The following is a 23,695-nucleotide window of genomic DNA, read 5'->3' as shown; positions in this document are numbered from 1 at the left end:
TTCGCGGTCAGGGTGCGTCGTCCCCGGCCAGTTCGCGATCGATCGCGTCCAGGGTAGACCCGATCTGATCCAGCTCCTGCTCCGGCGACCCCACCTGTTGGGTCGCCGGAGCAGGACCGGTGCCCTGCCCACCGGGCTGGTTGCCGGAACTGCCGCACGCGGACAGTCCGAGGCCGAGACACGCCGTACCGAGCAGCACGGTCAGTGCCTTGCGCATCACTTGGCCGCCTGGCAGTGCTCGGCCTTGAAGGACGCGAGCTTGGTCTGCACCGTGCCGAGCTCCTTCAGCCGCAGCGAGCGACGCTTGGCCCGCTTCTCGAGTTGCGCGGCCACCTTGTCGTGCCCGTTCGCCTTCTGCTTGGCAGCGCGTGCGTTGAGCCACGCGACCGAACCCTTCACGTCAGCGCCGCCGCTGATCCGCTGGGCCAGCTTGTCGCGCCGGGCGATCATCTTCGGCAGCCGCTCGGCGCACAGTTTCTGCGACTCCTCCGGGCTCAACGTGACCGGTTTGTACGACGTACTCGCCGACGGAGACGGTGCCGGAGTCGGATCGGCCGCGGCGATCGTCGTACTCCCGACGAGTCCGCCCACCAGGACGACGGCCGACGTACCGGCCGCGACCGCGCCGCGCACAGACCTGCGCATGTTCTGCTCCTCGTTCTCGCTTGTGCTGACGAGAACGACTCTCCCCGACCGGCGTTCGAGGAGGTTCGGGACAGTGTTCGGGGTTTGTAAGAGTTCGCTAGTCCGCGCGGTCGATGGTGGCGGACAGCAGGCCGGGGAAGGACTGGTCGAACTCGGGGCGGCGGAGGCGGTTGAGGCGGCGGGCGCCCTCGTCGCGCTGCTCGATCAGGCCGGCGGAGCGGAGTACGGCGAAGTGGTGGCTGGCGGTCGCCTTCTTGACCGGGAGGTCGAAGGTGCCGCACGCGCGGGTCCACTCGTCGTGGGTGGCCAGGTCGCGCAGGATCGAGCGGCGAACCGGGTCCGCGAGCGCGTCGAGCGCCACCTGCAACGGCACCTCGGCCGGTTCGACGTGGCTGAGCGTACGGGCTCGGGCTGACTCGACGACCATGGTGTTCGATCCTTGTCGTACAGTTATGTTCGGTTCCTGTCTAACAGCTTAGCGAGAGGTGTCCAATGATCGAGTTGGTCGACTACGAATTCGGGCCGGCTGCGCGGTCGCGCGCGGCGGAGGCGCGGCTGCCGGGCCGTGCGGGCGCGCTGGCGGCGCTCGAGACGTTCTACTACGCACTCAACGGGAAGGACCTGGAGACGCTGGTCGAGGGGTGGGCGGATGACGCGCTGGTGCAGCTGAACAATCCGATCGGCGGGATCCTGCGGTCGCGGCAGGCCGTGCGGGAGTTGTACGAGCGGGTGTTCGCGGGCTCGCTGGATGTGCAGGTGACATTCGGGGACGCGGCGACGTACTGGTTGGGTGAGTCGGTGGTGTTCGCGGGGCGGGAGGTCGGCACGTACCGGCATCCGGAGCTCGGTGAGCGTCCGCTGCGGATCCGCACGACGAGGATCTTCAGGTACGCGGGGACGTGGCAACAGGTCCATCACCACGGCAGCATCGACGACGCCGACGTACTCGCGGCCTACCAGCAAGCTGTGCGGGGTTAGGTCCAGCGGGATCGGGCGAGGAGGGCGGCGGCGGCTGCGACGCCGGCGGTGGAGGTGCGCAGTACCGTGTCGCCGAGTCTGATCGGGTCGACGTCGAAAGACTTCAGTTCGGTGGGTGCGATGCCGCCTTCGGGGCCGATCACGAGGACGATGTCGCCGGCCGGCGGCACCTGCAGCGAGGCCAGCGGCACCGTGGCTTCCTCATGCAGTACGACGGGCAGCGCCGCGCGGGCGAGCCGCTCCGTGACCTCGGCCGTGGACGCGATCGGTGCGACCTCAGCGAACCACGGACGCCGAGACTGCTTGCTCGCCTCGAACGCCCACGCGCGCCATTTCGCGAGCGTCTTCTCCACCCGCTCCGGGTTCGCGCGGAACTGACTCCGCTCCGCGTTCCACGGCACGATCACATCCGCACCGACCTCGGTCAGCATCTCCACGGCGAGCTCGCCCCGCTCCCCCTTCGGCAGAGCCTGCACCACGACCACCCGAGGATCGGCTGCGGCAACGGTGCCTCGCTCGTCCACCGCCACGGTGAGCCCGCTCTTGCCCGCGGCAACCACCGGCCCCTCGGCCCAGGCGCCGCGCCCATCCGTCAACCGGATGCGCTCGCCCGGCCCGATCCGCCGTACGACGGCCGCATGCCGTCCCTCGGCCCCGTCGAGCACCAGCTCGTCCCCGCCGAGCTCAGCGAGGTAGAACACCGCGACACCCACCGACCGAACGCCCCGGGTTCTAGTGGGCGCCGAAGGCGTCGCGGAGGCGGCCGAAGACGCCCTTGTGGGTGGCCTGCACGTGGCCTTGGGGACGTTCCTCGTCGCGGGCGGCGGCGAGTTGCCGGAGCAGCTCGGCCTGGTCGTCGTCGAGCTTGGTGGGCGTCTCGACGATGATCTGGACGATCAGGTCGCCACGTCCCGCGTGCCGCAGCCGCGGTACGCCGCGCGCCGTCAACGTGAGCCCGCTCCCGGACTGCGTGCCCGGCCGGATCTCCAACGGCGTCGTCTCACCCTCGAGCGTCGGCAGGTCGATCGTCGTACCGAGCGCGGCCGCGGTCATCGGCAGCGTGACCGTGCAGTGCAGGTCGTCGCCGTTCCGGGTGAAGATGTCGTGCGGCTCGACCTCGATCTCGACGTACAGGTCGCCGGCCGGCCCGCCACCGGGCCCGACCTCGCCCTGCCCGGACAGCTGCACCCGGGTGCCGCTGTCGACGCCGCCGGGGATCTTGACGGTGACGGTACGGCGCGAGCGCACGCGGCCGTCGCCGGCGCACTCGACGCACGGGCTCGGGATGGTGGTGCCGTAGCCGCGGCAGTTGGGGCACGGGCGCATGGTCCGCACCTCGCCGAGGAACGACCGCTGCGTGTGCGTCACCTCGCCCCGCCCGTGGCAGATCTCGCAGGTGACCGGCTCGGACCCGGCCGCCGCGCCGGACCCGCTACAGGTCGGGCAGAGGACAGCCGTGTCGACCTTGAGCTCCCGCGTCGTCCCGAAGGCCGCCTCGGCCAGGTCGATCCGCAGCGGGATCAGCGCGTCCTGACCGCGCCGGGTCCGCGGCCGCGGCCCGCGGGTCGCGCCGCCGGTCTGGCCGAAGAACGCGTCCATGATGTCGGTGAACGTGAAGGCCTGCCCGAACCCGGCACCGCCCGCCCCGCCGCCCGCACTCGCGAACGGGTCGCCGCCGAGGTCGTGCATCTGGCGCTTCTGCGGGTCGCTGAGCACCTGGAACGCGCGCCCGATCTCCTGGAACTTCTGGTGCGCATCCTCGGAGTCGTTCACATCCGGGTGGTACTGGCGCGCCAGCTTGCGGTACGCCTTCTTGATCTCGTCCGCTGACGCGTCACGGCTGACGCCTAGAACGGCGTAGTAATCGGTGCTCATACTCCAGACCAGGGGGTTGGTAGCTTCATTATGAGTCGGCCAGGATCTGGCTGACGTAGCGCGCGACGGCCCGCACCGCGCCCATTGTGCTCGGGTAGTCCATATGGGTCGGGCCGACGATGCCGAGCGTGGCCAGCGCCTCCGACTTGGACCCGTAGCCGGTCGCGACCACCGACGTGGTGGCCAGCTCCTCGAACGGGTTCTCGTGACCGATGCGGACGGTCAGGGTCTGCGGGTTGGTCGCCTCGCCGAGCAGCCGGAGCAGGATGACGTGCTCTTCGAGCGCCTCCAGCACCGGCTTCACGTTGCGCTCGAAGTCGTCGCCGTACCGGGTCAGGTTGGCCGCGCCGCCGACCGCGATCCGCTGCTCGCCGACCTCGTCGGTGAAGGCTTCGAGCAGCGTGGTGACGATCGACGCGACCAGCGAGCGGTCGCCCGGGGCGAACAGCTCGGGCACGCCGGCGAGCGAGGTGGTCGCGTCGGTCAGGCGCTGCCCGGCCAGGACCGTGTTGAGCCGCGACCGCAGGTCGGCGATCAGCTGCTCGTCGACGTCGTGCGGGTGCTCGACGATCCGCTGCTCGACCCGGCCGTTGCTGGTGATCAGCACCAGCAGCAGCCGGCGCGTGCCCATCGTGACGACCTCGATGTGCCGGACACTCGACCGGTTCAGCGACGGATACTGCACGATGGCGACCTGGCGGGTGATCTGCGCCAGCAGCCGGACGGTACGCCGGACGACGTCGTCCAGGTCGACCGCCCCGGCCAGGAACGACGTGATCGCCTTCTTCTCCGCCGTCGACAGCGTCTTGACCGTGCTGAGCTTGTCGACGAACAGCCGGTACCCGGCGTCGGTCGGGATCCGGCCGGCGCTGGTGTGCGGCTGGGTGATGTACCCCTCCTCCTCCAGCGCGGCCATGTCGTTGCGGACCGTGGCGGGTGAGACGCCGAGGTTGTGCCGATCCACCAGCGTCTTCGACCCGACCGGCTCATGGGTCGCGACATAGTCCTCGACGATGGCGCGGAGCACATCCAGCTTGCGGTCGTCCAGCACCCGCACCACCCTCTCTCGATCGACCCTTGGCACTCGAAAGTTCCGAGTGCCAGTCTACCGAGCCGAAGGAGCCCGCACCGACGCACGGCGGCGTGGGGCGGGTCTCAGCCTGAACCTCAGGCGAGCTCGGGCGACGCCCCCAACGGTACGGCGGCGGGCCGCTCGACCGTACTTGCGACGTCCACAGGCTGATCCTGGACCGCCGCCTCGAGCAGCGACTCGAGTACGTCGAGCACGTGGTACGCCAACGCTCCGTCAGCACGGTGTGGCTCACCGCGACGGAGCGCGCGGGCCATGTCCGCCAGACCGACGCCCCGGCCGGCACCGGCATACCCGCCGGCGACCGGGACCTCGGTCCACTCGCGCTGCGCGGCTGTGGCGATCTCGACCGTGCCGTCGAAGCCGTTCGGGTCCGGAACGGACAGGCTGCCTTCGGTCCCATGTACTTCGATCCGCGGCAACCGGGCCGCCCAGACGTCGAAGGACATCAGGACAGTGGTCAACGCACCGGACTCGTGCTCCAGTACGCCGGTGACATGCGTCGGCACCTCGACCGGGAACGTAGTACCCGCACGCGGACCGGAGTGGATCTTCCGCTCCTGCTTCGACTGACCGGCCCGCGCGGTGACCCGGCGTACAGGACCGAGCAGGGTGACCAGACTGGTCACGTAGTACGGCCCCATGTCGAGGACCGGACCGCCACCCGGCTGGTAGTAGAACTCCGGTGCCGGGTGCCACAGCTCATGCCCCGGCGTGACGAACGACGCAGTCGCGGCATGCGGTACGCCGATGTCGCCGCGGTCGATCACTGCGCGAGCAGTCTGGGTTCCCGTACCGAGCACGGTGTCCGGTGCGCACCCGACACGGAGGTCGTTCGCGGCGGCGTACTTCAGGAGGGGCTCGGCCGCGGCGCGGTCGACGGCGAGCGGCTTCTCGCCGTACACGTGCTTACCGGCTTCCATCGCGGCCTGGTGCACCGGAGCGTGTGCGGCTGGGATGGTCAGGTTCAGCACGATCTCGACGTCGTCGGCGGCGTACAGCTCGTCCGGCGTGAGTGCACGGATGCCCTCGTGCTGGTCCGCGATCGCCTCGGCGCGGCTGCGGTCCAGGTCGGCCACTGCGATCACGTCGACGCCGGGGAGCTTGGCCAGGTGGTCGAGGTACGTGCCGGAGATCACTCCGGTGCCGACGATGCCGATGTTGGTCACTTGCTCGCCCACAGCAGCCCCCGCTCGATGATCGTGCGCACCTCAGGAGTCTCCAGGTCGTCCAGCTTGTGGCCGACCGTGCAGACGAAGACCTTGCCCTCACCCCACGTGCGGGTCCAGACCGCCGGCATCACCGCGCCCTCGATCCACGGGTAGTCCGGGTGCGACTTGAACGTCGTCGTGGCCAGCACGGTGTCGGTCGGGTCGTAGTGCACGTAGTACTGCTCGGTGTGCACGTCGAAGTGCGTGATGCCCTCGACGATCGGGTGGCCGGCCTGCTCGGGGACGATGTCGACCCGGTAGTCGGTGAACCCGTGCGGGTGCGAGATGAACTGCCCGCCGACGATGAAGTTGTAGTCAGCGCTGTTCCGGAACGAGTCCGCGATCCCGCCGTGCCAGCCGGCCAGGCCGGTGCCGGTCCGGATCGCGGCGTCGAGCGCCTTGACGTGTTCGGCGGGGATCTCGCTCATCGTGACGCACTGCAGCACGAGGTCGACGCCGTCCAGGTCCAGGTAGCTCTCGGTCGTGTCGGAGACGGTGACGTCGTATCCGTTCTCCTTCAGGTACGGAATGAACAGGTCGGTCGCCTCGACCGGGGAATGACCTTCCCAGCCGCCGCGGACCACCAGTGCACGTCGTTCGGTCACAACGACCACCCTTCGAAAGTTTCGAGGTTCCGATCGGAACACTTGCGACCTTAAGTCGCGAGGAGAGGGGTTGCCAACCGCTAGGGTCGAAGGATGAGCTGGAAGTTCTGGAAGCGGGACAGCAATCCGATGGATCCGCAGGAGCTGCTGGCCCGCGGGCACGCGCAGGCGGGCGGATTCCCGGGGCCGCCGCGGCCGCAGGACTCGCTGCCCGTCGGATCGTTCGGGATGACGGTCGAGGACGTGTTCTCGATCACCGGTCGCGGCACCGTCGTGACCGGGCGGGTGCAGGCCGGCACGGTGTCGGTCGGCGAGCAGGTGCTGCTCAGCCGGGCCGGGCAGCCGCTGCAGCAGGTCGAGGTGACCGGCGTCGAGATGTTCCGCAAGATCGTCAAGACCGCGAAGGCCGGCGACAACGTCGGCCTGCTGCTGCGCGGCGTCGACCGCGACCAGGTGATCAAGGGCGACGTGCTCAGCAAGTAACCTCGTCCGCATGAGCACGTGGAGCGAGATCGGTGACCGCACCTGGGTTCGGCGGTACGACGCGTGGGACCTGAACGTCGGCCTGGTCGTCGGGTCCGAGGGCGCGTTGGTGATCGACACCCGAGCCACGACCGAAGAGGCCGAGCAGCTGCGTGACCACATCCGCGAGCTCACCGACGCGCCGGTGAAATGGGTCGTGAACACCCACGCACACTTCGACCACGTCGTCGGCAACAGCGTCTTCACCGATGCCACCGTCTACCTGCACGAGAACGCGGCGACCGAGGAAGACCTCGCCGGTACGACGTTCGCGGCCGCGAAGGTGATCGACCTCGGCGACCGTCGCGTCGAGCTGCTGTACGTCGGCAACGCCCACACGTCCGGCGACACGGTGGTCGTCGTACCGGATGTGGACGCGTTCTTCGTCGGCGATCTGCTCGAGGAGTCGGCGCCACCGTCGTACGGCGAGGACTCGTTCCCGCTCGAGTGGCCGGACACCCTCAACAGCGTGGTCGGCATGATGACCGCGACCACGAAGGTCGTCCCCGGGCACGGCGCTGTCGTCGACGCCGAGTTCGCCCGCGACCAGGCGATGGACCTCGGCACGGTGGCGAACACGATCTCGTCGCTGCACCACGCCGGCACTCCGCTGGACGACGCCCTCAAGCACACCGAGGACTGGCCGTGGCCGGTCGAGAAGCTCCAGGACGCGATCCGCCGCGGCTACCAGGCATTGGGTGCGCCGCAGCGCCCGACTCTGCCCTTGCTCGGCCCGGGATGACCCTTTCGGGTAGTTGTCCGTTGACACGACGTCATCTCGTCGCGCAACTTGTTCGGAACGGACATCGCCCGACCGGATGGGGTGGTACCTCATGGCCACGATTGAGCAGACTGTTCACTCGGATGGACGAGTCGAACTGACCGATCCCGCGGCGCTGGCGGACAGCCCGTACGCGAACGCCGAGCTGGCACCGACCCGGCTGCCGGAGCGGACCTGGACGACGTACAACTACGCCGCGCTGTGGATGGGGATGGCGCACAACATCCCCAGCTACCTGCTCGCCTCCGGCCTGGTCGCGATCGGGATGAACTGGCTGCAGGCGTTCCTCACCATCACGCTCGGGAACCTGATCGTGCTGGTGCCGCTGCTGCTGAACAGTCACGCGGGGACGAAGTACGGCATCCCGTTCCCGGTGTTCGCGCGGGCGTTCTACGGCGTCCGCGGCGCGAACTTCCCGGCGCTGCTGCGGGCGTTCATCGCCTGCGGCTGGTTCGGCATCCAGACCTGGATCGGCGGCCAGGCGATCTACGTGATCGTCGGCGAGCTGTTCGGCAAGGGCTGGCTGAACGCGTCGGCGATCGGCGGCCATCCGTGGACGATGTGGCTGAGCTTCGCGTTCTTCTGGGTGCTGCAGATGGTGCTGATCTTCCGCGGCATCGAGGGCCTGCGCCGGTTCGAGAACTGGGCCGCACCACTGGTGACGGTCGCGTTCGTGGCGCTGATGGTCGCGATCCTGGTCAAAGCCGGCGGCTTCGGGCCGATCCTGTCGCAGCCGTCGAAACTCGGCTGGGACGCCGACTTCTGGAAGATCTTCGCGCCGTCGCTGATGGGCATGATCGCGTTCTGGGCGACGCTGTCGCTGAACATGCCGGACTTCACCCGGTTCGGGAAGGGCCAGCGGGCGCAGGTGTGGGGCCAGATCATCGGCCTGCCGACGACGATGTCGTTCATCGCGCTGGTCTCGATCATCACCACCTCGGGCACGGTCGTGCTGTACGGCTCGGCGATCTGGGACCCGGTCGAGCTCACCCGCCGGTTCGAGAACCCGGTGATCGTCACGATCGGCCTGATCATGGCGATCCTCGCGACGATGTCCTGCAACGTCGCGGCCAACGTGGTCAGCCCGTCGTACGACTTCGCGAACGCGCTCCCCCGCTGGCTGAACTTCCGCACCGCGGGCCTGGTCACCGGCGTGATCGGCGTCGTGATCCAGCCGTGGCGGCTGATCTCGGACCCGTCGATCTACATCTTCGTCTGGCTGTCGTTCTACGGCGGTCTGCTCGCGTCGGTGGCCGGCGTACTGATCGCGGGGTACTGGCTGATCGACCGGACGAACCTGTTCCTCGCCGACCTGTACCAGCCGAACGGCCGCTACTGGTACTCGGCCGGCTGGAACTGGCGCGGCGTGGCCGCCACGCTGCTCGGCTCGGTGCTCGCGGTCGGCGGCGCGTACTCGAACCCGGGCGCCGGCCCGTTCCCCGAGGACGGCCTGATCCCGTTCCTCAAACCGCTCTACGACTACTCGTGGGCCGTCGGCCTGGTCGTCGGCTTCCTGGCGTACTTCGTCCTCACGGTGACCGCTTCCAGCCGGCGGACCACCGCCACGCATGCCGCTCCCACGTACTGAGCGGTGCACGACATACCGTTGGGCAGGTGGCTGACAGGTATGGGAACGACGTACTCAGTGGGGACTGGCGGAAGCCGAAGAACGGGCGGACCGTCGAGGTCGAGATCGCGAAGGGGATGGTCGTCGAGGAGCCCAGCTCGGGGTTCGTCGGCGCGATCGTGCGGTGGGAGCACGGTGTCGTCGACCTCGAGGACCGGCACGGCAAGATCCGCACGTACCCGCTCGGGCCGGGCTTCTGGATCGACGGCAAACCGGTCAGCCTGAAGCCGCCGAAGAAGGCCGGCCCGGCGAGGAAGACCCGGACGGCCTCCGGCTCGGTCGCGGTCGACAACGTCCGCGCCAAGGTCGCCCGCGCCGGCCGGATCTACGTCGAGGGCCGGCACGACGCCGAACTGGTCGAGAAGGTCTGGGGCGACGACCTGCGGATCGAGGGCGTCGTTGTGGAGTACCTCGAAGGTGTCGACGACCTGGTCGAGATCGTCAACCGGTTCCAGCCCGGTCCCGGCCGCCGGCTCGGCGTACTCGTCGACCACCTGGTCGAGGGCTCGAAGGAGTCGAAGATCGCCGCCCAGGTCACCGACCGGTACGTGCGGGTCGTCGGGCACCCGTTCATCGACATCTGGGAAGCGGTGAAGCCGTCGTCGGTCGGGATCAAGGCCTGGCCACGGATCCCGCACGGCCAGGACTGGAAGAAGGGCGTGCTGCAGGCGTTCGGCTGGCCGGCTACCGATCAGGCCGACGTGGCCGCGGCCTGGAAGCACATCCTGTCGAAGGTGAACAGCTTCGCCGATCTCGACCCGGCGCTGCTGGGCCGGGTCGAGGAGCTCATCGACTTCGTGACTCTGGATTGATCGCCGGCATCCGCCGCTCGAGCCAGGCCCGGATCCGCCGGCGGGCGCGGCGTACGTACCAGGTGAGGACGCCGAGCACCGCGCTCAGTGCCAGCACCGCGCCGGCCAGAATCGCGGCGAGCAGGCGGCCGCCGTCGACGGCGGCCGCGAGAATCAGCAGCAGCACGCCCACCGCAGCTGTTGCTGCAGGCAACCATGGCTCGAAGATCAGCGGCCGGTGCGCCGGGCTCAGCTTGGCGCCACGCACCATCCGGTCCCACGCCGTCTGCCGGGCCGGCTCGGTGAACCAGCGTGCGGTCCGCAACAGCCACGACCCGGGCTGATGCTTGCGGCCCGCGGCCGCCTTCACCCAGTTGCCGACCTCCGACCCGAGTCCGGACGAGACGTCGACCATCCGGTCGGCAATGCCCTTGGTGATCGCCCGGCCCTCGGGCGAGGCGTTCAACTCGTCGCGCATCGTCACCAGCGCGCCCATCCCGGCGTCGACCGGGAAGTCCTTGGCCAGCCGCTCGATCCGCTCGGCGACCGCGTCGAGCTTCCAGCCCTCGGCCTGCAGCACCTGCCGCTGGGTCTCGCGGATCCAGTCCGCGTCCGCCCCGAGCATCGAGCCCAGGTGCGCGACGCAGTGCAGCCGGCCCATCAACCAGTCCCACCGCCGCCAGTCGGCCGCACCGAACGCACCGAAGTGCCCGACCTGACTGCCGTAGAGGATCCGCTCGTTGAGCTGGTTCGCGATCGATCCTTCCTGCAGCTCGTCGAGCACGGCGAGGGGGATGTCCGGCCCGAGGCGGAGGAACTGGAACGGCGCGCTGCGCTGCTCCGGAGTACGCGCCGAGGTACAGCGGGACACGATCTCGACCTCGAGCGCGGTGTCCACCAGCTCCCAGCCGACCACCGCAACCAGCTCCGCGAACGCGTCACCGAGCGCCCGCTGGATCTGCAGCTGCTCGAAGATGTCGTTCAGCCCGACAGCGACGGCCTCGGCGCCGCCGGCCGGCCGCAGGTCCAGATGAGCCGCGGCCAGCTGCTTGTCGAGCGCGTCGCGGACCGCCTGCACCTTCATCAGGCAGTCGCTCGCCGCGGTCAGCCGCTTGTCCAGCTCCGCACGCTCGCCCCGCGGCGCCTGACTGACCTGGTTCCGCAGGTAGCGCAGGATCAGCCGGACGATGCGTTCGTCCGCACCGGTCCCCCACAGCCAGCTCGGGTTGCCGTCGGCATCGTCACGCAGAGCGGCCGTCGAACCGTCCGGCTTCGGCACCCACGGATGCTCGGTCTCGAGGATCTCGTCGATCTCCGGCTCCGACAACGCGGTCGCGGCGTCCAGGACGGTCGACTGGTCGTGGCTCGCGATCGTCACTGCCTCCCAGACCCCGCCGGCCGCGCGACCCCGCGAGTACGCCGGCTGCAGCGCCGTGGCGGCCGCCTTCAACCGGGCCCGCTCTTCTGGTTGCCTCAGGCAACGGTCGAAGAGTCGCTGGGTGTCGGACCAGGACGCGTCCGCCTCCAGCAGCAACCGCTCCAGCTGCTCGACGTCCGACCGGAAGTCCACCTCGCGCGGGAACTGCACGGCCGACAACGCCGACACCCGCCAGCTCGGTTCCTTCGCGCCGGGCAACGCGGTCGACGCGTGCCCGATCCCGGCCGACGGTACGACGTACAGCACGTAGCGGGTGGCCTTGCCGGTCACCGGGCGACGAGCAACCACGTCGAGCACGGGACCGAACGGGGCGTTGTCGAGCACGCCGCCGTCCACCAGCCAGGACCCGGACTCCGCCGGGCCGGGCTGGATCCGCGGCGGACTCGCAGCCAGCTCGGGCGTCTCCAGGACCGGCCCGAACGCCGCCGGGAACGACGCCGACGCCCGCGCTGCTCGCGCTAGCAGCTCGGTGTCCTTCAATCCGTTCTTGTCCTCGACCGAGAACTTCCGCTTCGACCCGTCGTACGTCGGGGCGTCCTCGCTCGTGAAGCCGTACAGGTACCGATGGTCCGGTACGACGAACGCCTGCCCGGCCGCGTCCTTGGCCTCGAACTGCTGCACGCCCAACCCGGAGGCTGTGACGAACAACGTCACCGGCTCCTCGGCGTCGTTCTCACCCGCGTCGGCCACACCCTTGAGCAGGTCCTCGAGCTGCTGCAGGAAGTACTTGCCGTCGAGCACCGACGTCGACTTCGCGCCGGCCGACGGCACCAGCTTGCCGACGTCGAGCGAACCGAGCGCGACCCACTTCTGCCGCAGCCAGGGACCGTTGTCACCATCGGGGTCCAGGGTCGAGCCGTTCGCGATCGCTGTCGCGAGCAACGAACCGTTCAGACCGCCGGCACTCGTCCCCGCGATCACGTCGACGACCACCCGACGACGCTCCTCGCCACGCCGGCACAACTCGCGCCAACGGTCCGCCAGCACCGCGTCGTACGGCTGCGAACCAGGCGCGTCGGGGCCACCGGACGCGCGCCTGATCAGATCCAGCTCGTGCGTCACCCCGCCCATCCAGACCGCCAGGCTGACCCCACCGTTCAGTACCAGTGCGATCCGGATCTCGTGGTCGGTCATGTGCCTCCCTTTTGCACCCAGGGATATCACGGATGCCCTGTTGTCGCAGCGGAGAGTGAACAAAAGGTTGTCGCGATCTGCACAGAGGGTCATCCTGTTCGGTGGGGGTGGTCGTCATGCGAACGTTGGTTGCGGCGGTTTCGGTGACAGTACTGTTGCTGACGGGCTGTTCGTCGAGTGATGGGGGTACGCCGGAGCCCGTGGTGACGGCGACCGCCGACGACACCACCGAGCCGGCGCCGGAGCCGACCGATGCCGAATCCACCCAGCCGCAGCAGAAGCAACCATCGATCAGCATCGTCTCGCTCCCGATCGGTCCGGGGGCCCAGGCGAACCAGCCCGACGACCAGTCGAAGCAGTGCGTCGGCGTCACGCTGACCGGACTGGACCTCCCGAACGGCACCACGCTCACGTTCGGCGCACCCGGCCTCAGTCAGGACGGCGACTACTTCAAGATCGACCAGTCGGGGTGCGGAGACCAGGGCCCGGCCTGCGAGGGTCACCAGATCCGGTCCGACGACCAGCCGCCCTGCTACGTCGGCGTACAGCAGCTGATCCCCGATGAGGGCAAGCACTCGACGCTGGTCATCCCGGCCGCTGCGACCTGCGCCTCCGACGACGACTGCGCGTCGATCAAGGACGGCGGCCAGAGCCAGGTCGGTTTCGACACGCACGCACTCGGCAGTCCTTCCGAGACGCCGTCGGACGGGTGAGCGATGGCCGACGAACGGTCGCAGGCCGAACGCTGGATCAGCTTCGCCGCGGGCATCATCACGCCGGTGACGCTGCTCAGCGCGCTGCTGTTCTACTTCGGCTACGTCTCCTCACGTTCGCAGTACGAGTACTTCGGGATCGACGTCGACACGATCGGCCTGAGCACGCAGGACTACGTGATGCGCAGTCCGCAGCCACTACTCGTCCCGCTGCTCGTGATTACTCTGCTCGCGGTGGCGGCGCTCCTTCTGCACAACGCGATCCATCCGACGCCCGTCGCCGTACGCCGGGCCGCCCGCATCGCCGTACTGGTCCTCGTCCTCGGCGTAGCCGGCCTCCTGGCCTATCCGCTGATCGGCCAGGTGCCGTACTACGCCCTCATCATCCCCGCCGTGATCGGCTTCTCCGCGGCGGCGCTTGCCTACCTCACCTATCTCCGCCGCAAAGCCGACCCGACCCTCGGCCCCCAACGAATCCTCATCGCCCTGCTGGCGATCGCCACGGTCACCTGTGCCTTCTGGGCGACCGCGACAACCGCGCAGTACTCCGGCCGCGGCCTGGCCCGATCCGACGCCCGGCACCTGAACCGCTTCCCGGTCGTCATCCTCGACACCAAGGAGAAGCTCGCCCTCCGCTCCCCCGGCCTCGAGGAGACCACCCTCCGCGCCGGCGCCGGCCAGACCTTCAACTACCGCTACCGAGGCCTCCGCCTACTGGTGGTCGGCCAGAACCGCCTCTTCCTCGTCCCCCAAACCTGGTCCCCCTCCAACACCACCGTCATCATCCCCCTCGACGACTCCATCCGGGTCCAATTCCAATTCCAGAACGACCCGCCCTAGCCGAGATCCTCCCGTGTCGTGACACTCGCGACCTCGGGCAGCCGGTGATCGCTCGCCGATTTCGGAACCATCCGCGCGAGCGCCTTCGGCATCGGCCCGACCGCGAAAGCGCGCACCTCGTCGCCGGCCCTGACCACCGCGAACGACCCCTCAGTGGGCACCCGCTCCGGGAGCGCGATGTCATGCGATCCCGCCACCAGCTCACCATCGAACACCGTCGACGAGGTGGTGGTCGGCTCCGGCGGCGTCCACGAGGTCATCCATAAAGCCTCAACCGTCACGCGTACGTCGTCCGGCAGCGTCACCCTGATGATCCGCTCCGCCTCGTCGTACTCGACCTCGACCGCCGACTCGTTCTCACGAGTAGCCGCGTCGACCTGAGCCGCCAGAACCCCCGGGATGCCAACCAGCCCCTGCAGCACGGTGATCCCGGCGTTCCGCCTCCCGATCTCCGCCTTCAAGTACTCCTTGGTCTCCGCAGGCACCATCCCCCCGAACACCAGCACGTCCAACTCGCCGACGTCGTAGTCATCCAGCACCCGATCAAACTGATTGGTCGCATCAGCCCGATACCCCGACCCCCGCAACAACCCCACCACCGCCTCCAACACACCAGGACTACGCCCAACAACCAGCACCCGAGCAATTTCGTTCGCCATCTGAACTCTCCACGATTTATGTTGGCCTCACCAACGTTGGTATGACCAACATAACTCACGAGCGGTAACACACAAGGCGCGCCGTCGGGTGGGAGAGGAGGCCGACGGTCAGGCGCTGTCGCGGATGATCAGTTCGGTGTTGTAGATCTCGGGGGTGGTGAGTTGGGCGCCGGCGATCTTGGCGAGGAGGATTTCGGCGAGGCGGGCGCCCAGCTGTTCGACCGGTTGGCGGACCGTGGTGAGTTTGGGAGTGGTGGTGGTGGCCAGGACCGAGTCGTCGAAGCCGACGACTGCGACGTCCGCGGGCACTCGCCGGCCGCGCTGGGAGAGGACCCGGAGCGCAGCAGTCGCCATCAGGTCGGAGGCGACGAACAGCCCGTCGAGGTCGGGGTGCTCATCGAGCAGCCGTAGCGTCGCCTGTTCACCGCCGTCCGCCGTGAAGTCGCCGTACCCGATGATCGCGGGCAACCCGGCTTCCTTCATCACGTCCTTGTAGCCGGTCAGCCGGTCGATCCCGGCCGTCATGTCGAGCGGCCCGGCGACCGTCGCGACCTTCCGCCGGCCGATCGCGAGCAGATGCTCGACCCCGGTCCGCGCCCCAGCCACGTTGTCGACGTCCACACTCGCCACCGGTACGTCGACGCCGAGCGGCCGCGCGCTGAACACGATCGGCAGCGGCAACTGCGCGAGCTCCTGCAGTACGTTGTCGCGACCGTGGTGGCTGATGATGATCGCCCCGTCCACGTGCCCGCCGCGCAGGTACCGGATGAACCGCTGATCATCACCCTCGGACGGCTCGATCAGCAGCACCAGCTGCGACGAGGTCGGCGCCAACGTCCGGCTGACCCCGCTCAGCATCCCAGCGAAGAACGGATCCGAGAACACGCGGCTGTCCGGCTCCGGTACGACGATCGCGACCGAGTCGGTACGACGCGTCACCAGCGCGCGGGCTGCCCGGTTCGGGACGTAGCCGAGCTGACGGATCGCCTGCTCGACCGCGGCGACCGTGTCCGGCAGCACCTTCGGCGAACCGTTCACGACCCGGGAGACCGTTGCCCGGGACACCCCGGCAACCGCCGCGACCTGCTCCAACGTCGGAGAACCAGACCCTTCCATCGGCCCTCCTCAGCTGTCGACCGGCCTGCGTTCACACGGTAGTACGTCCTAGGTCGAACGCGCGTCAGCCGTTGGCCGCCCGCCGGGGCGTGTTGACAGATTTCTTCAGTTCCCGACCCGGGTGTCGGCAACCTTCTCCGCCTCGTCGACGGCCTGCGCCCAGGCGGCGTCCGCGGACTGCTTACCGTTGTCCACCCGGGCCAGCGCGGCGCTGAAGATCTGGTTGATCTCGCCGTCGCGGGGACCCTTGTGCTGCTTGAGGATCACGTTCCGGGCCCGGTCGACGAAGATCTGCCCGACCGGCGCCTTGTTGAAGTACGCGTTGACCTGCGACTTCACCTGCGGATCGTCGTACGCGTCGAGCGTGGAGGGGAACGAGCCGATCTTCTTGAACACCTTCACCTGCTGCTCCGGCGCGGTCAGCCAGGCGGCCAGTTTCGCGGCCTCCTCCGGCTGGGACGACTGGATCGGCACGGTCAGGTACGAGCCGCCCCAGTTGCCGCCGCCACCGGGGAACACATCGGCGACATCCCACTTGCCCTTCCCGAAGCTGCCCGCGTTGTCCTGGATCACGCCGAGCAGCCAGCCCGGGCACGCCATCGTCGCGAACTTGTCGGTGCGGAAGGCCGCGTTCCACTCGTCGCTCCAGGCGACCAGCCCGGCGGACAGACCGTCCTTGCTGCCGGCCACCACCTGGTCCCAGGTCTTCTTCAGCCGCGGATTCTCGGCACCGAGGAAGCGGTCCTGGTTCGAGTAGTACGCCTGGATCAGCTGGTTGCGCATCGCTTCCCAGGTCAGTACGGCGGAGTCGTACCAGGCCGAGCCGGGCACCTTCTCCTTGAACGTCCGCCCGGTCGCGAAGTACGACGGCCAGTCCTGGAACAGCTTCGCCACCTGCGCCCGATCCGTCGGCAGCTTGGCCTTCGCGAACAGGTCGCGGCGGTAGCAGATCGCCTCCGGACCGATGTCGGTGCCGTACCCGATGATCTTCCCGTCCTGGGTGGTCGCGCCGGCCACCTTCCAGTCCAGCCAGCGGTCCTTCAGGTCGTCCGCGCCGTACTTGCGCAGGTCGACGAACTTGTCGGCCTTGGCCAGGTACTTGTAGATCCAGCTGACCTCCATCGCCTCGATGTCGGCCAGGCCGGTACCGGACTTCAGGTTCGCGTCCAGGTTCTTGACGTGGTCGTCGACGGTCTTGGCGTGCTGCTCGACGATCGTGATGTTCGGGTGCGCGGCCTCGTACTCCGTGTACAGGTCGTCGTACCCGAACTCGTTGAAGGTCGCGATGGTCAGCTTGATCTTCGGCCCGTCCGTCTTGGCGGCGGTCGGACCGGACGTACTGGAACCACCACCACAGGCGGCGGTGACGAGCAGGACCGCGGCGCACGCGAGCAGTCCTGCGATGGGGCGGTAGCGGGCGCTGGGCCGCATGTGACGTGCTCCCTGGAACTTGGACGGAGTTGAGAGCGCTCTCGGATCGCGAAAGTGACCTGAGTCTCAATCGTCCAAGCCGGATATGTCAAGCACCGCATGGTCACGCTGAGATACGAGGCTAGTCAAGTCCGGACATAGCGTCACGCCTGGTCACGCTGTGAATCACCGTGATCACCGAGCGATGCACAGACTGGGAGTTAGCTGTGAGTGATCATCGCGGCGGCCCGACCGAATCACGCACGACGACGACCGTGCCGAGTGTGGTCATCGGCTGCTGGTGGGCGAACGGGTCCGCGTTCGGGTCCTGGCCCGCGAGCCCGGCCCGGACCGCGGCGCGCCCGAGCTCCTCCAGCGGCACCCGCACCGTGGTCAGCGCCGGCTGCAGTTCGGTGGCCACCGGTACGTCGTCGTACCCGACCACCGACACGTCGTCGGGGATGGCCAGGCCGCGTTCGCGCAGGGCGACGTACACCCCGGCCGCGACGATGTCGTTGGCGGCGAAGATCGCGGTGAAGTCGAGGCCGTCGTCGAGCGCGCGCAAGGTCTGCTCGTACCCCCACTGGCGACCGAACGCACCGGTGCGGACCAGGCTCGGGTCGTGCTCGAGCTTGCGCGCCGCGAACGCCTGGCGGAAGCCGCGCAGCCGGGCCGTCGTCGTGGACAGCGTCGTCGGGCCGCCGAGGTAGAGGATCCGCGTGTGCCCCGCGCTGAGCAGGTGGTCGGTGATCGCCGCGGCGCCGCCGGCGTTGTCGTACTCGACCGCGTACGCCGGTACGCCGGTCTCGAGCCCCGGTCGGCCGCAGAGCACAAGACTCGAGCCGCTGCTCGCCAACTGACGGGCGCGCTGCCCGACCGCGGCGAAGTACTCCTTGTCCTCGACCGCGCCGCCGACCAGGATCACGGCGTCGGCGCGCTGCTCGAGGAGGAGGTCGACGAAGCGGAGCTCGGCGGACTCGCCGCCCTGCGTCGAGCAGACCAGACAGAGGCGGCCGGATGCGAGCGCTTCGGCCTGTACGCCGCGGGCGATGTAGGCGAAGAACGGGTCGACGATCTCGCTGACCACGATGCCGACGACGCGCGTGGTCGAGCCGGCCAGGGCGCGGGCGTGCGCGTTGGCGACGTACCCGAGGTCGCGCATTGCGCGTTCGACCGCGTCGCGGGTCGAGGCCGCCACCGGATAGTTGCCATTGACAACACGGGAGACGGTCGCGGTGGAGACGCCGGCCCGGGCGGCCACGTCGCGGATGGTCCGGGCCGACTCGGGGTCACGCCGGCGCGCCCGCGTTCGGGGCTGCTCCGCCATCACCCACCTCCTCGCCGAGTCGTACGCCTGCCGTGGTCCCGTCCGCGAACCGCAGGTGTACGCCGAGACCGTCGACCGTGACCTCGATCCCCTCAGCCACCGCGCCCGGCCAGACCGTGTCGCCGGACAGTACCACCGCGGCCACGAGCACCAGCGGATCTGTTCCGTGGTGCTCAGCCTCGAGGTACGGCGTCGCGGAGTGCGGGCCGAATGCGTTGACGTCGAGGTTCCTGTGTACGCCGGAACGCGCGTACCCGCGCAGCCCGACCATCACACTCGTCAACCGATCGGCCCGCGTTGCCTGCGCCCACGTTTCGTTGGCGATCACCTCAGGTCGCTGCAGTCCCGCGATGGCGTACCCGCCGTGCCGCACGATGCCGGGCGGTCCGTCGACCAACACACACCGCACCTCGATCCGCCCATGCAGCACACTCACCACCTCGATCCGCCCACCACTGGCCTCCCACCACGACGCCGCCATTGCTCCACTTACCCGCAGGCGCCGGATGCTTCCCCGGTGGCCGAGCAACCCAGCAGCGCCGACGAGCGAGACGTGGTTGTCGAGGTGCTCACAGCTGACCTGAGTGTGTTCGCCCGGCACGGTCGGCTCGGTGAGGTCGGGGGCGGTGCGGGTTGAGTAGGCGAGGCGGTTGTAGTGGGGGGTGCCTTCGGCGTTGTGGTCGCTGCCGTGGTTGAGGAGGCGGACGATGCCGTCGTGTTTGGTTGCCTGGATCAAGAAGCCGGGGGCGGGCATCGCTCGTACCTGGTCGTGTTCGTCGAGGGGCAGCGCGGCCTCCCGGGCGGTCCACACCTCATGGTCGGCGGGGAGCAGGAGACCGAGGAAGCCTTTGGACGCCCAGTACGGCGAGCCTGGGCCGGAGTACGGCTGGGTGGTGGGGAGGAAGTGGTGATGCCAGCCGAGGTTCAGGAGGCCGCGTTCGTCGGGGGCGCCGTGGTCGACGAAGTGGCGGAGGGTGCCGGAGCAGAGGCGGCGGGTCTGGCCTGGCGTGAGCGGGGTCGCGTCGAGGAGTGCGCCCATCCAGTACGGCGCAGCGGCCGCCATGCGGTAGCACAGGGAACGACCGAAGTGGATCGGCGCTCCGTCGGTGCCGGTGAGGTGGACGGCGTCCTCGAGGAAGCGGTGCAGGCGTTCTTTGTAGACCGCGAGACGGCCCTCGGCTGACGGGCCGGCCATCCGTGTCCACAGACCCGGATACAGATGCATCGCCCAACCGATGTAGTGGTCGAAGTTCTGCCCGTCGCCATCGGAGTACCACCCGTCACCGACGTACCAGTCCTCGATCCGATCGAGCCCACCGTCGATGTCGTCCTGCGAGTACGGCGCTCCGACGGACGCGAGGAACTGCTCCCCGACGACCTGGAACAACCGCCAGTTGTTGTCCCACGTCCGCGACCCGACGAACCCACTCAGCCAGTCGACCACCTTCTCCTGCTCGGGTACGTCGAGCTTGTCCCACAGCCACGCCCGCGACTCGTGCAGCCCGACCGCGATCGCCGCCGCCTCCACCATCTGCTGCGAACAGGGCGTCAACCGCGGCCACTCACCCGCCGCGCCGGCCACCAGACCTCGCGCGTACCGCTCGACCAGCCGCTCGTCTCCTCCATCCGCGGCAATCCGGAACGCCGCCAGCAGGAACGACCGGGCAAACCCCTCCAACCCGTCGCAGTCGGCCCCCGACCAACTCCCCCGCCCCGGCAACCGCACCTGCGCCCCGCTGGCCGAAAACCAAGGCACCAACGAGTCCAGCAAGTGATCGGCTACCCCCAACCAGGTCTCCCGCGTGTACCCGGTCCGCGAGGACAACACCCGATCCGGCGCCGGCAACTGCAACTGGGTCATGCGATGCGTCCCAGGTCTTCTCGGTGGATGCTGTGGGCCAGGGCCTGGCCGGCTGCGAGGCGCTCGACCTCGGCGACTGCCGCCTCGCCGAGGCGGGTGACTTCGTTGCCCATGGCGCCGGCGAGGTGCGGGGTGATGAAGACGTTGGGGGCCCGCAGCAACGGTGAGTCGAGTGGCAGCGGCTCGGGGTCGGTGACGTCGAGTACGGCGTCCAGGCGACCGGAAACACACTCGCGTTCGAGGGCCGCGTGATCCACCAATCCACCCCGCGCGGTGTTGATCAGCACGCTGCCGTCCGGCATCGCGGCCAGCAACTCGGCCGACACCAAACCGGCGGTCTCCTGCAGCAGCGGCGCATGCACAGTGACGATATTGCTCGCCGCGAACAGCTCCGGCAGCTCACACCAGCGCGCACCCAGCTCGGTCGCCTCAGCTGGACTCAGGTACGGGTCACTCACGAGCACGTCGACGTCGAGTGACTGCAGGCGCTCGATCACCAGTCGTCCGATCCGCGACGCCCCCAGTACGCCGACCGTCGTACCGAGCGCTCCAAGAATCGGTGCCCCAGGCAACGGTCGTTTGGTGCCCGAGGCCTGGAACCAGTCCCGGTGCCGGAACGCCCGTTTCGCCGCCAGCACGATCGCCGCCAGCGTGAACTCCGCGACCGGGATCGCATTCGCCGCGGCCGCCGACGACACCTCGATCCCCCGGTCGAACACCACCGGATCGACGAACGTCTTGATCGTCCCCGCCGCATGCACGATCGCCCGCAGCTTCGGCGCCGCGTCCAACACGTCGGCCGTGATCCGCGGGCACCCCCACCCCGTCAGCAGCACCTCAGCCGCAGCCAACTCCTCCGCCACCTCCGCGAACGCCCCCTCCAACCGCGGCAACCCTGCCGCAACAGAGCCGGCCGGGTGGAGGCCGAGGAGGTTGGCGACGTTTTCCAAGCGATCGTGCGCCGCGGGGGTGATCACCTCCGACCAGGTCTCCGCGGGCATCGCGACGAGCGTGCGCAACCGCGGACTGCTGCCCGGGTCGGTGTGAGGGTTCGGCACGGATCACTCCTAGTAAACGGTTACTAGAAACGGTAGGCAGACCAACCACCGCAGGTCAAGACAAGTCTCGTTAGCGCTTGACAGCAAGGCGGTGAACGTTTCATCGTTACTCCCAGCCGAGACAGCAAACGCTTACTATCAGGAGGCACGTCATGCATCGCGACAGCCGAGCGGCAGGGCGAGCTGCAGGACGAGCCGCGGATCGGGCGCGCGCCGGTGGCGGACTGCGGGCCAGGCTCCGTCGCGACCGGACGATGCTGCTGCTGGTGCTGCCCGGCTTCCTGTACTTCGTGGTGTTCCACTACGTGCCGCTGCTGGGCAACGTGATCGTCTTCAAGGACTACCAGCCGTACCTCGGCTTCAAGGGCAGCCCGTGGGTCGGCTTCGGCAACTTCAGCGTGTTCACCCAGCCGGACTTCTACCGCGCACTGCTCAACACCTTGAAGTTCGCCGTACTCCAGTTGGTGCTGTTCTTCCCCGCCCCACTCGGCTTGGCGCTGCTGCTCAACAGCATCCTCAGTCCCAAGATCAGAAGGTTCGTGCAGAGCGTCGTCTACCTGCCGCACTTCATCGGTTGGGTGATCCTGATCTCGATCAGCCAGCAACTGATCGGCGGCACCGGTCTACTCCCCCAACTCCTCGGCGAGGTCGGCCTGCCGCGCGTCGACCTGATGACCAGCCCCGGATTCTTTCCCTGGCTGGTGACGCTGCAGCTGATCTGGAAGGACGCCGGCTGGGGCACGATCATCTACCTGGCCGCGCTGCTCAACATCGACACCGAGCACTACGAAGCCGCGGCGATCGACGGCGCGGACCGGTGGCGGCGGCTCTGGCACGTGACGCTGCCGGGCATCGTGCCGGTCACCTTGCTGCTCCTGATCCTCAACCTGGGCAGCATCCTCTCGGTCGGCTTCGAGCAGATCCTGCTCCAGCGCGACGCCGTCGGCGCCGACGCCGGCGAGGTCCTCGACACCTACGTCTACTTCCACGGCGTCCTCGACGGCCAATGGGGTCCGGCGGCCGCGGTCGGCCTGGTCAAGGGCGTGATCGGCCTGGTCCTGATCCTCGGCGCGAACAAGCTCGCCCACCGCTTCGGCCACGAAGGGATCTACAGCAGATGACGACCTCGCAACGGCCTCCGTGGATGGAGGCGCCGTCCAGGGCCGGCCTGGCGATCAAGGGTCTCGTGATCGCGATCGTCTGCCTGCTGGTGCTGTATCCGTTCGTCAACATCGTCGCCACGAGTCTGGCCGGCGAGTCCGAGATCACCCGGCGCGGCGGCATCATCGCGTTGTTCCCGAGCGAGCCGACGCTGGCGGCGTACCGGACGATCTTCGCGGGCGGGGTGGTGAGCCACGCGCTGCTGGTCAGCGCGGGCATCACGGTCATCGGTACGGCGCTGAACCTGGTCGTCACCATCGCGCTGGCGTACGGGCTCAGCCGGCCGATCGTCGGCGGGCGGTTCGTGCTCACCGCCATCCTGTTCACGATGCTGTTCGGCGCCGGCATCATCCCGAACTTCCTGCTGGTCAAAGCGCTCGGCCTCTACGACTCGTACGCCGCGCTGATCGTGCCGGGCCTGGTCAGCGCGTTCAACTTCCTCGTGCTGCGCAACTTCTTCCAGAACATCCCGGCCGAGCTACTGGACAGCGCCCGGATCGACGGGGCCGGCGATTTCGCGATCCTGATCCGGATCGTGCTGCCGCTGTCGAAGGCGGTCCTCGCGGTCGTCGCGCTGTTCTACGCGGTCGGCCACTGGAACGCGTTCTTCAACGCCTTGCTGTACCTCAACGACACCGGCAAGTGGCCGTTGCCGCTCGTACTTCGTCTCTACGTCCTGCAGGGCCAGCCGGTCGGCGGCGGTACCGAGTCTCCCGGCGAGGCGGTGGCGTCGATCCAGGCCGTGCAGATGGCCGTCGTCGTTGTCGCGCTCGTCCCGATCCTCTGCGTCTACCCGTTCCTGCAGCGCTACTTCACCAAGGGCGTACTCACCGGCGCCATCAAGGGTTAGGAG

The 23,695-nt window shown here is 68.7% G+C and carries 24 protein-coding genes; 9 read left to right on the top strand and 15 right to left on the bottom strand.

Features of this window, described 5'->3' with window-relative positions; genetic code table 11:
• Positions 1-7: 7 nt before the first annotated feature.
• From OHA18_RS27925 to OHA18_RS27915, 3 genes are all read right to left on the bottom strand, one after another.
• Positions 8-217, bottom strand: a complete 210-nt coding sequence (locus OHA18_RS27925; RefSeq protein WP_328998279.1) for a hypothetical protein — start codon at positions 215-217, stop codon at positions 8-10.
• Positions 217-645: a hypothetical protein gene (locus OHA18_RS27920; RefSeq protein WP_328998278.1), complete on the bottom strand. Its 429-nt coding sequence runs from the start codon at positions 643-645 to the stop codon at positions 217-219. Before OHA18_RS27920 ends, OHA18_RS27925 begins: the two co-directional genes overlap by 1 nt.
• A gap of 97 nt (positions 646-742) precedes the next feature.
• Complete coding sequence (locus tag OHA18_RS27915) at positions 743-1,072, bottom strand: ArsR/SmtB family transcription factor (protein ID WP_328998277.1); 330 nt, start codon at positions 1,070-1,072, stop codon at positions 743-745.
• Between the two features lie 65 nt (positions 1,073-1,137).
• On the opposite strand from OHA18_RS27915, the gene OHA18_RS27910 reads away from it, so the two are divergent.
• Positions 1,138-1,623: a YybH family protein gene (locus tag OHA18_RS27910; RefSeq protein WP_328998276.1), complete on the top strand. Its 486-nt coding sequence runs from the start codon at positions 1,138-1,140 to the stop codon at positions 1,621-1,623.
• Here the strand turns inward: OHA18_RS27910 and OHA18_RS27905 are convergent.
• The 5 genes from OHA18_RS27905 to OHA18_RS27885 form a co-directional block, all read right to left on the bottom strand.
• The gene (locus OHA18_RS27905; RefSeq protein ID WP_328998275.1) at positions 1,620-2,324 is read right to left on the bottom strand and encodes a 16S rRNA (uracil(1498)-N(3))-methyltransferase; all 705 of its coding nucleotides are present in this window, start codon (positions 2,322-2,324) and stop codon (positions 1,620-1,622) included. The two genes, OHA18_RS27910 and OHA18_RS27905, sit on opposite strands and share 4 nt — an antisense overlap.
• Positions 2,325-2,355: 31 nt before the next feature.
• On the bottom strand, positions 2,356-3,498 hold the full coding sequence (dnaJ, locus tag OHA18_RS27900) for a molecular chaperone DnaJ (protein WP_328998274.1): 1,143 nt from the start codon (positions 3,496-3,498) through the stop codon (positions 2,356-2,358).
• A gap of 28 nt (positions 3,499-3,526) precedes the next feature.
• Complete coding sequence (hrcA, locus tag OHA18_RS27895) at positions 3,527-4,549, bottom strand: heat-inducible transcriptional repressor HrcA (protein ID WP_328998273.1); 1,023 nt, start codon at positions 4,547-4,549, stop codon at positions 3,527-3,529.
• A 116-nt stretch (positions 4,550-4,665) separates the two neighbouring features.
• Positions 4,666-5,769, bottom strand: coding sequence for a Gfo/Idh/MocA family protein (locus OHA18_RS27890; protein WP_328998272.1), 1,104 nt, complete (start codon positions 5,767-5,769; stop codon positions 4,666-4,668).
• Positions 5,754-6,404, bottom strand: coding sequence for a ThuA domain-containing protein (locus tag OHA18_RS27885; RefSeq protein ID WP_328998271.1), 651 nt, complete (start codon positions 6,402-6,404; stop codon positions 5,754-5,756). The genes OHA18_RS27890 and OHA18_RS27885 overlap by 16 nt, the downstream gene beginning before the upstream one ends.
• Positions 6,405-6,497: 93 nt before the next feature.
• On the opposite strand from OHA18_RS27885, the gene OHA18_RS27880 reads away from it, so the two are divergent.
• The 4 genes from OHA18_RS27880 (at position 6,498) to OHA18_RS27865 (ending at position 10,146) form a co-directional block, all read left to right on the top strand.
• Entirely contained in the window at positions 6,498-6,887 is a 390-nt protein-coding gene (locus tag OHA18_RS27880; protein ID WP_328998270.1) for an EF-Tu/IF-2/RF-3 family GTPase, read from the top strand.
• 10 nt (positions 6,888-6,897) lie between these two features.
• The gene (locus tag OHA18_RS27875) at positions 6,898-7,668 is read left to right on the top strand and encodes an MBL fold metallo-hydrolase (RefSeq protein ID WP_328998269.1); all 771 of its coding nucleotides are present in this window, start codon (positions 6,898-6,900) and stop codon (positions 7,666-7,668) included.
• A gap of 91 nt (positions 7,669-7,759) precedes the next feature.
• The gene (locus OHA18_RS27870) at positions 7,760-9,295 is read left to right on the top strand and encodes an NCS1 family nucleobase:cation symporter-1 (RefSeq protein WP_328998268.1); all 1,536 of its coding nucleotides are present in this window, start codon (positions 7,760-7,762) and stop codon (positions 9,293-9,295) included.
• 26 nt (positions 9,296-9,321) lie between these two features.
• Positions 9,322-10,146, top strand: a complete 825-nt coding sequence (locus OHA18_RS27865; protein WP_328998267.1) for a DUF3097 domain-containing protein — start codon at positions 9,322-9,324, stop codon at positions 10,144-10,146.
• On the opposite strand, the gene OHA18_RS27860 is transcribed toward OHA18_RS27865, so the two are convergent.
• Positions 10,121-12,697 carry a DUF3376 domain-containing protein gene (locus tag OHA18_RS27860; protein WP_328998266.1) on the bottom strand — a complete coding sequence of 859 codons (2,577 nt, stop codon included), beginning with the start codon at positions 12,695-12,697 and terminating at the stop codon, positions 10,121-10,123. The genes OHA18_RS27865 and OHA18_RS27860 overlap by 26 nt on opposite strands.
• A 116-nt stretch (positions 12,698-12,813) precedes the next feature.
• Here OHA18_RS27860 and OHA18_RS27855 point away from each other — a divergent pair, with 116 nt between their 5' ends.
• Together OHA18_RS27855 and OHA18_RS27850 are read left to right on the top strand one after the other, a co-directional pair.
• Positions 12,814-13,410 (top strand): hypothetical protein, encoded by a 597-nt coding sequence (locus OHA18_RS27855; protein ID WP_328998265.1) that lies wholly within the window; start codon positions 12,814-12,816, stop codon positions 13,408-13,410.
• Between the two features lie 3 nt (positions 13,411-13,413).
• Positions 13,414-14,250 carry a hypothetical protein gene (locus OHA18_RS27850; protein WP_328998264.1) on the top strand — a complete coding sequence of 279 codons (837 nt, stop codon included), beginning with the start codon at positions 13,414-13,416 and terminating at the stop codon, positions 14,248-14,250.
• On the opposite strand, the gene OHA18_RS27845 is transcribed toward OHA18_RS27850, so the two are convergent.
• From OHA18_RS27845 to OHA18_RS27820, 6 genes are all read right to left on the bottom strand, one after another.
• Positions 14,247-14,789, bottom strand: a complete 543-nt coding sequence (locus OHA18_RS27845) for a hypothetical protein (protein WP_328998263.1) — start codon at positions 14,787-14,789, stop codon at positions 14,247-14,249. The genes OHA18_RS27850 and OHA18_RS27845 overlap by 4 nt on opposite strands.
• Positions 14,790-15,017: 228 nt before the next feature.
• Complete coding sequence (locus tag OHA18_RS27840; protein WP_328998262.1) at positions 15,018-16,025, bottom strand: LacI family DNA-binding transcriptional regulator; 1,008 nt, start codon at positions 16,023-16,025, stop codon at positions 15,018-15,020.
• Positions 16,026-16,130: 105 nt separating this feature from the next.
• Positions 16,131-17,456: an ABC transporter substrate-binding protein gene (locus OHA18_RS27835; protein ID WP_328998261.1), complete on the bottom strand. Its 1,326-nt coding sequence runs from the start codon at positions 17,454-17,456 to the stop codon at positions 16,131-16,133.
• Positions 17,457-17,670: 214 nt separating this feature from the next.
• Positions 17,671-18,762 (bottom strand): LacI family DNA-binding transcriptional regulator, encoded by a 1,092-nt coding sequence (locus tag OHA18_RS27830; protein WP_328998260.1) that lies wholly within the window; start codon positions 18,760-18,762, stop codon positions 17,671-17,673.
• On the bottom strand, positions 18,725-20,623 hold the full coding sequence (locus OHA18_RS27825; protein ID WP_328998259.1) for a DUF2264 domain-containing protein: 1,899 nt from the start codon (positions 20,621-20,623) through the stop codon (positions 18,725-18,727). Before OHA18_RS27825 ends, OHA18_RS27830 begins: the two co-directional genes overlap by 38 nt.
• Entirely contained in the window at positions 20,620-21,681 is a 1,062-nt protein-coding gene (locus OHA18_RS27820; RefSeq protein ID WP_328998258.1) for a hydroxyacid dehydrogenase, read from the bottom strand. Before OHA18_RS27820 ends, OHA18_RS27825 begins: the two co-directional genes overlap by 4 nt.
• A 152-nt stretch (positions 21,682-21,833) precedes the next feature.
• Between OHA18_RS27820 and OHA18_RS27815 the strand changes: the two genes are divergently transcribed.
• On the top strand, positions 21,834-22,802 hold the full coding sequence (locus OHA18_RS27815; protein WP_328998257.1) for an ABC transporter permease: 969 nt from the start codon (positions 21,834-21,836) through the stop codon (positions 22,800-22,802).
• Entirely contained in the window at positions 22,799-23,692 is an 894-nt protein-coding gene (locus tag OHA18_RS27810; protein ID WP_328998256.1) for a carbohydrate ABC transporter permease, read from the top strand. Before OHA18_RS27815 ends, OHA18_RS27810 begins: the two co-directional genes overlap by 4 nt.
• Positions 23,693-23,695 lie beyond the last annotated feature (3 nt).

The organism is Kribbella sp. NBC_00709, from assembly GCF_036226565.1.
Lineage (GTDB): Bacteria > Actinomycetota > Actinomycetes > Propionibacteriales > Kribbellaceae > Kribbella.
The sequence above is the reverse complement of the archived record's forward strand: the minus strand, read 5'-3'. Positions and strand labels throughout refer to the sequence as shown.

Bases quoted from the DNA above. Each gene is read 5' to 3' on its own strand.
- OHA18_RS27925 (WP_328998279.1), bottom strand. From the start codon at position 217: ATGCGCAAGGCACTGACCGTGCTGCTCGGTACGGCGTGTCTCGGCCTC.
- OHA18_RS27920 (WP_328998278.1), bottom strand. From the start codon at position 645: ATGCGCAGGTCTGTGCGCGGCGCGGTCGCGGCCGGTACGTCGGCCGTC.
- OHA18_RS27915 (WP_328998277.1), bottom strand. From the start codon at position 1,072: ATGGTCGTCGAGTCAGCCCGAGCCCGTACGCTCAGCCACGTCGAACCG.
- OHA18_RS27910 (WP_328998276.1), top strand. From the start codon at position 1,138: ATGATCGAGTTGGTCGACTACGAATTCGGGCCGGCTGCGCGGTCGCGC.
- dnaJ (WP_328998274.1), bottom strand. From the start codon at position 3,498: ATGAGCACCGATTACTACGCCGTTCTAGGCGTCAGCCGTGACGCGTCA.
- OHA18_RS27880 (WP_328998270.1), top strand. From the start codon at position 6,498: ATGAGCTGGAAGTTCTGGAAGCGGGACAGCAATCCGATGGATCCGCAG.
- OHA18_RS27875 (WP_328998269.1), top strand. From the start codon at position 6,898: ATGAGCACGTGGAGCGAGATCGGTGACCGCACCTGGGTTCGGCGGTAC.
- OHA18_RS27870 (WP_328998268.1), top strand. From the start codon at position 7,760: ATGGCCACGATTGAGCAGACTGTTCACTCGGATGGACGAGTCGAACTG.
- OHA18_RS27860 (WP_328998266.1), bottom strand. From the start codon at position 12,697: ATGACCGACCACGAGATCCGGATCGCACTGGTACTGAACGGTGGGGTC.
- OHA18_RS27855 (WP_328998265.1), top strand. From the start codon at position 12,814: ATGCGAACGTTGGTTGCGGCGGTTTCGGTGACAGTACTGTTGCTGACG.
- OHA18_RS27850 (WP_328998264.1), top strand. From the start codon at position 13,414: ATGGCCGACGAACGGTCGCAGGCCGAACGCTGGATCAGCTTCGCCGCG.
- OHA18_RS27840 (WP_328998262.1), bottom strand. From the start codon at position 16,025: ATGGAAGGGTCTGGTTCTCCGACGTTGGAGCAGGTCGCGGCGGTTGCC.
- OHA18_RS27835 (WP_328998261.1), bottom strand. From the start codon at position 17,456: ATGCGGCCCAGCGCCCGCTACCGCCCCATCGCAGGACTGCTCGCGTGC.
- OHA18_RS27830 (WP_328998260.1), bottom strand. From the start codon at position 18,762: ATGGCGGAGCAGCCCCGAACGCGGGCGCGCCGGCGTGACCCCGAGTCG.
- OHA18_RS27825 (WP_328998259.1), bottom strand. From the start codon at position 20,623: ATGACCCAGTTGCAGTTGCCGGCGCCGGATCGGGTGTTGTCCTCGCGG.
- OHA18_RS27815 (WP_328998257.1), top strand. From the start codon at position 21,834: ATGCATCGCGACAGCCGAGCGGCAGGGCGAGCTGCAGGACGAGCCGCG.
- OHA18_RS27810 (WP_328998256.1), top strand. From the start codon at position 22,799: ATGACGACCTCGCAACGGCCTCCGTGGATGGAGGCGCCGTCCAGGGCC.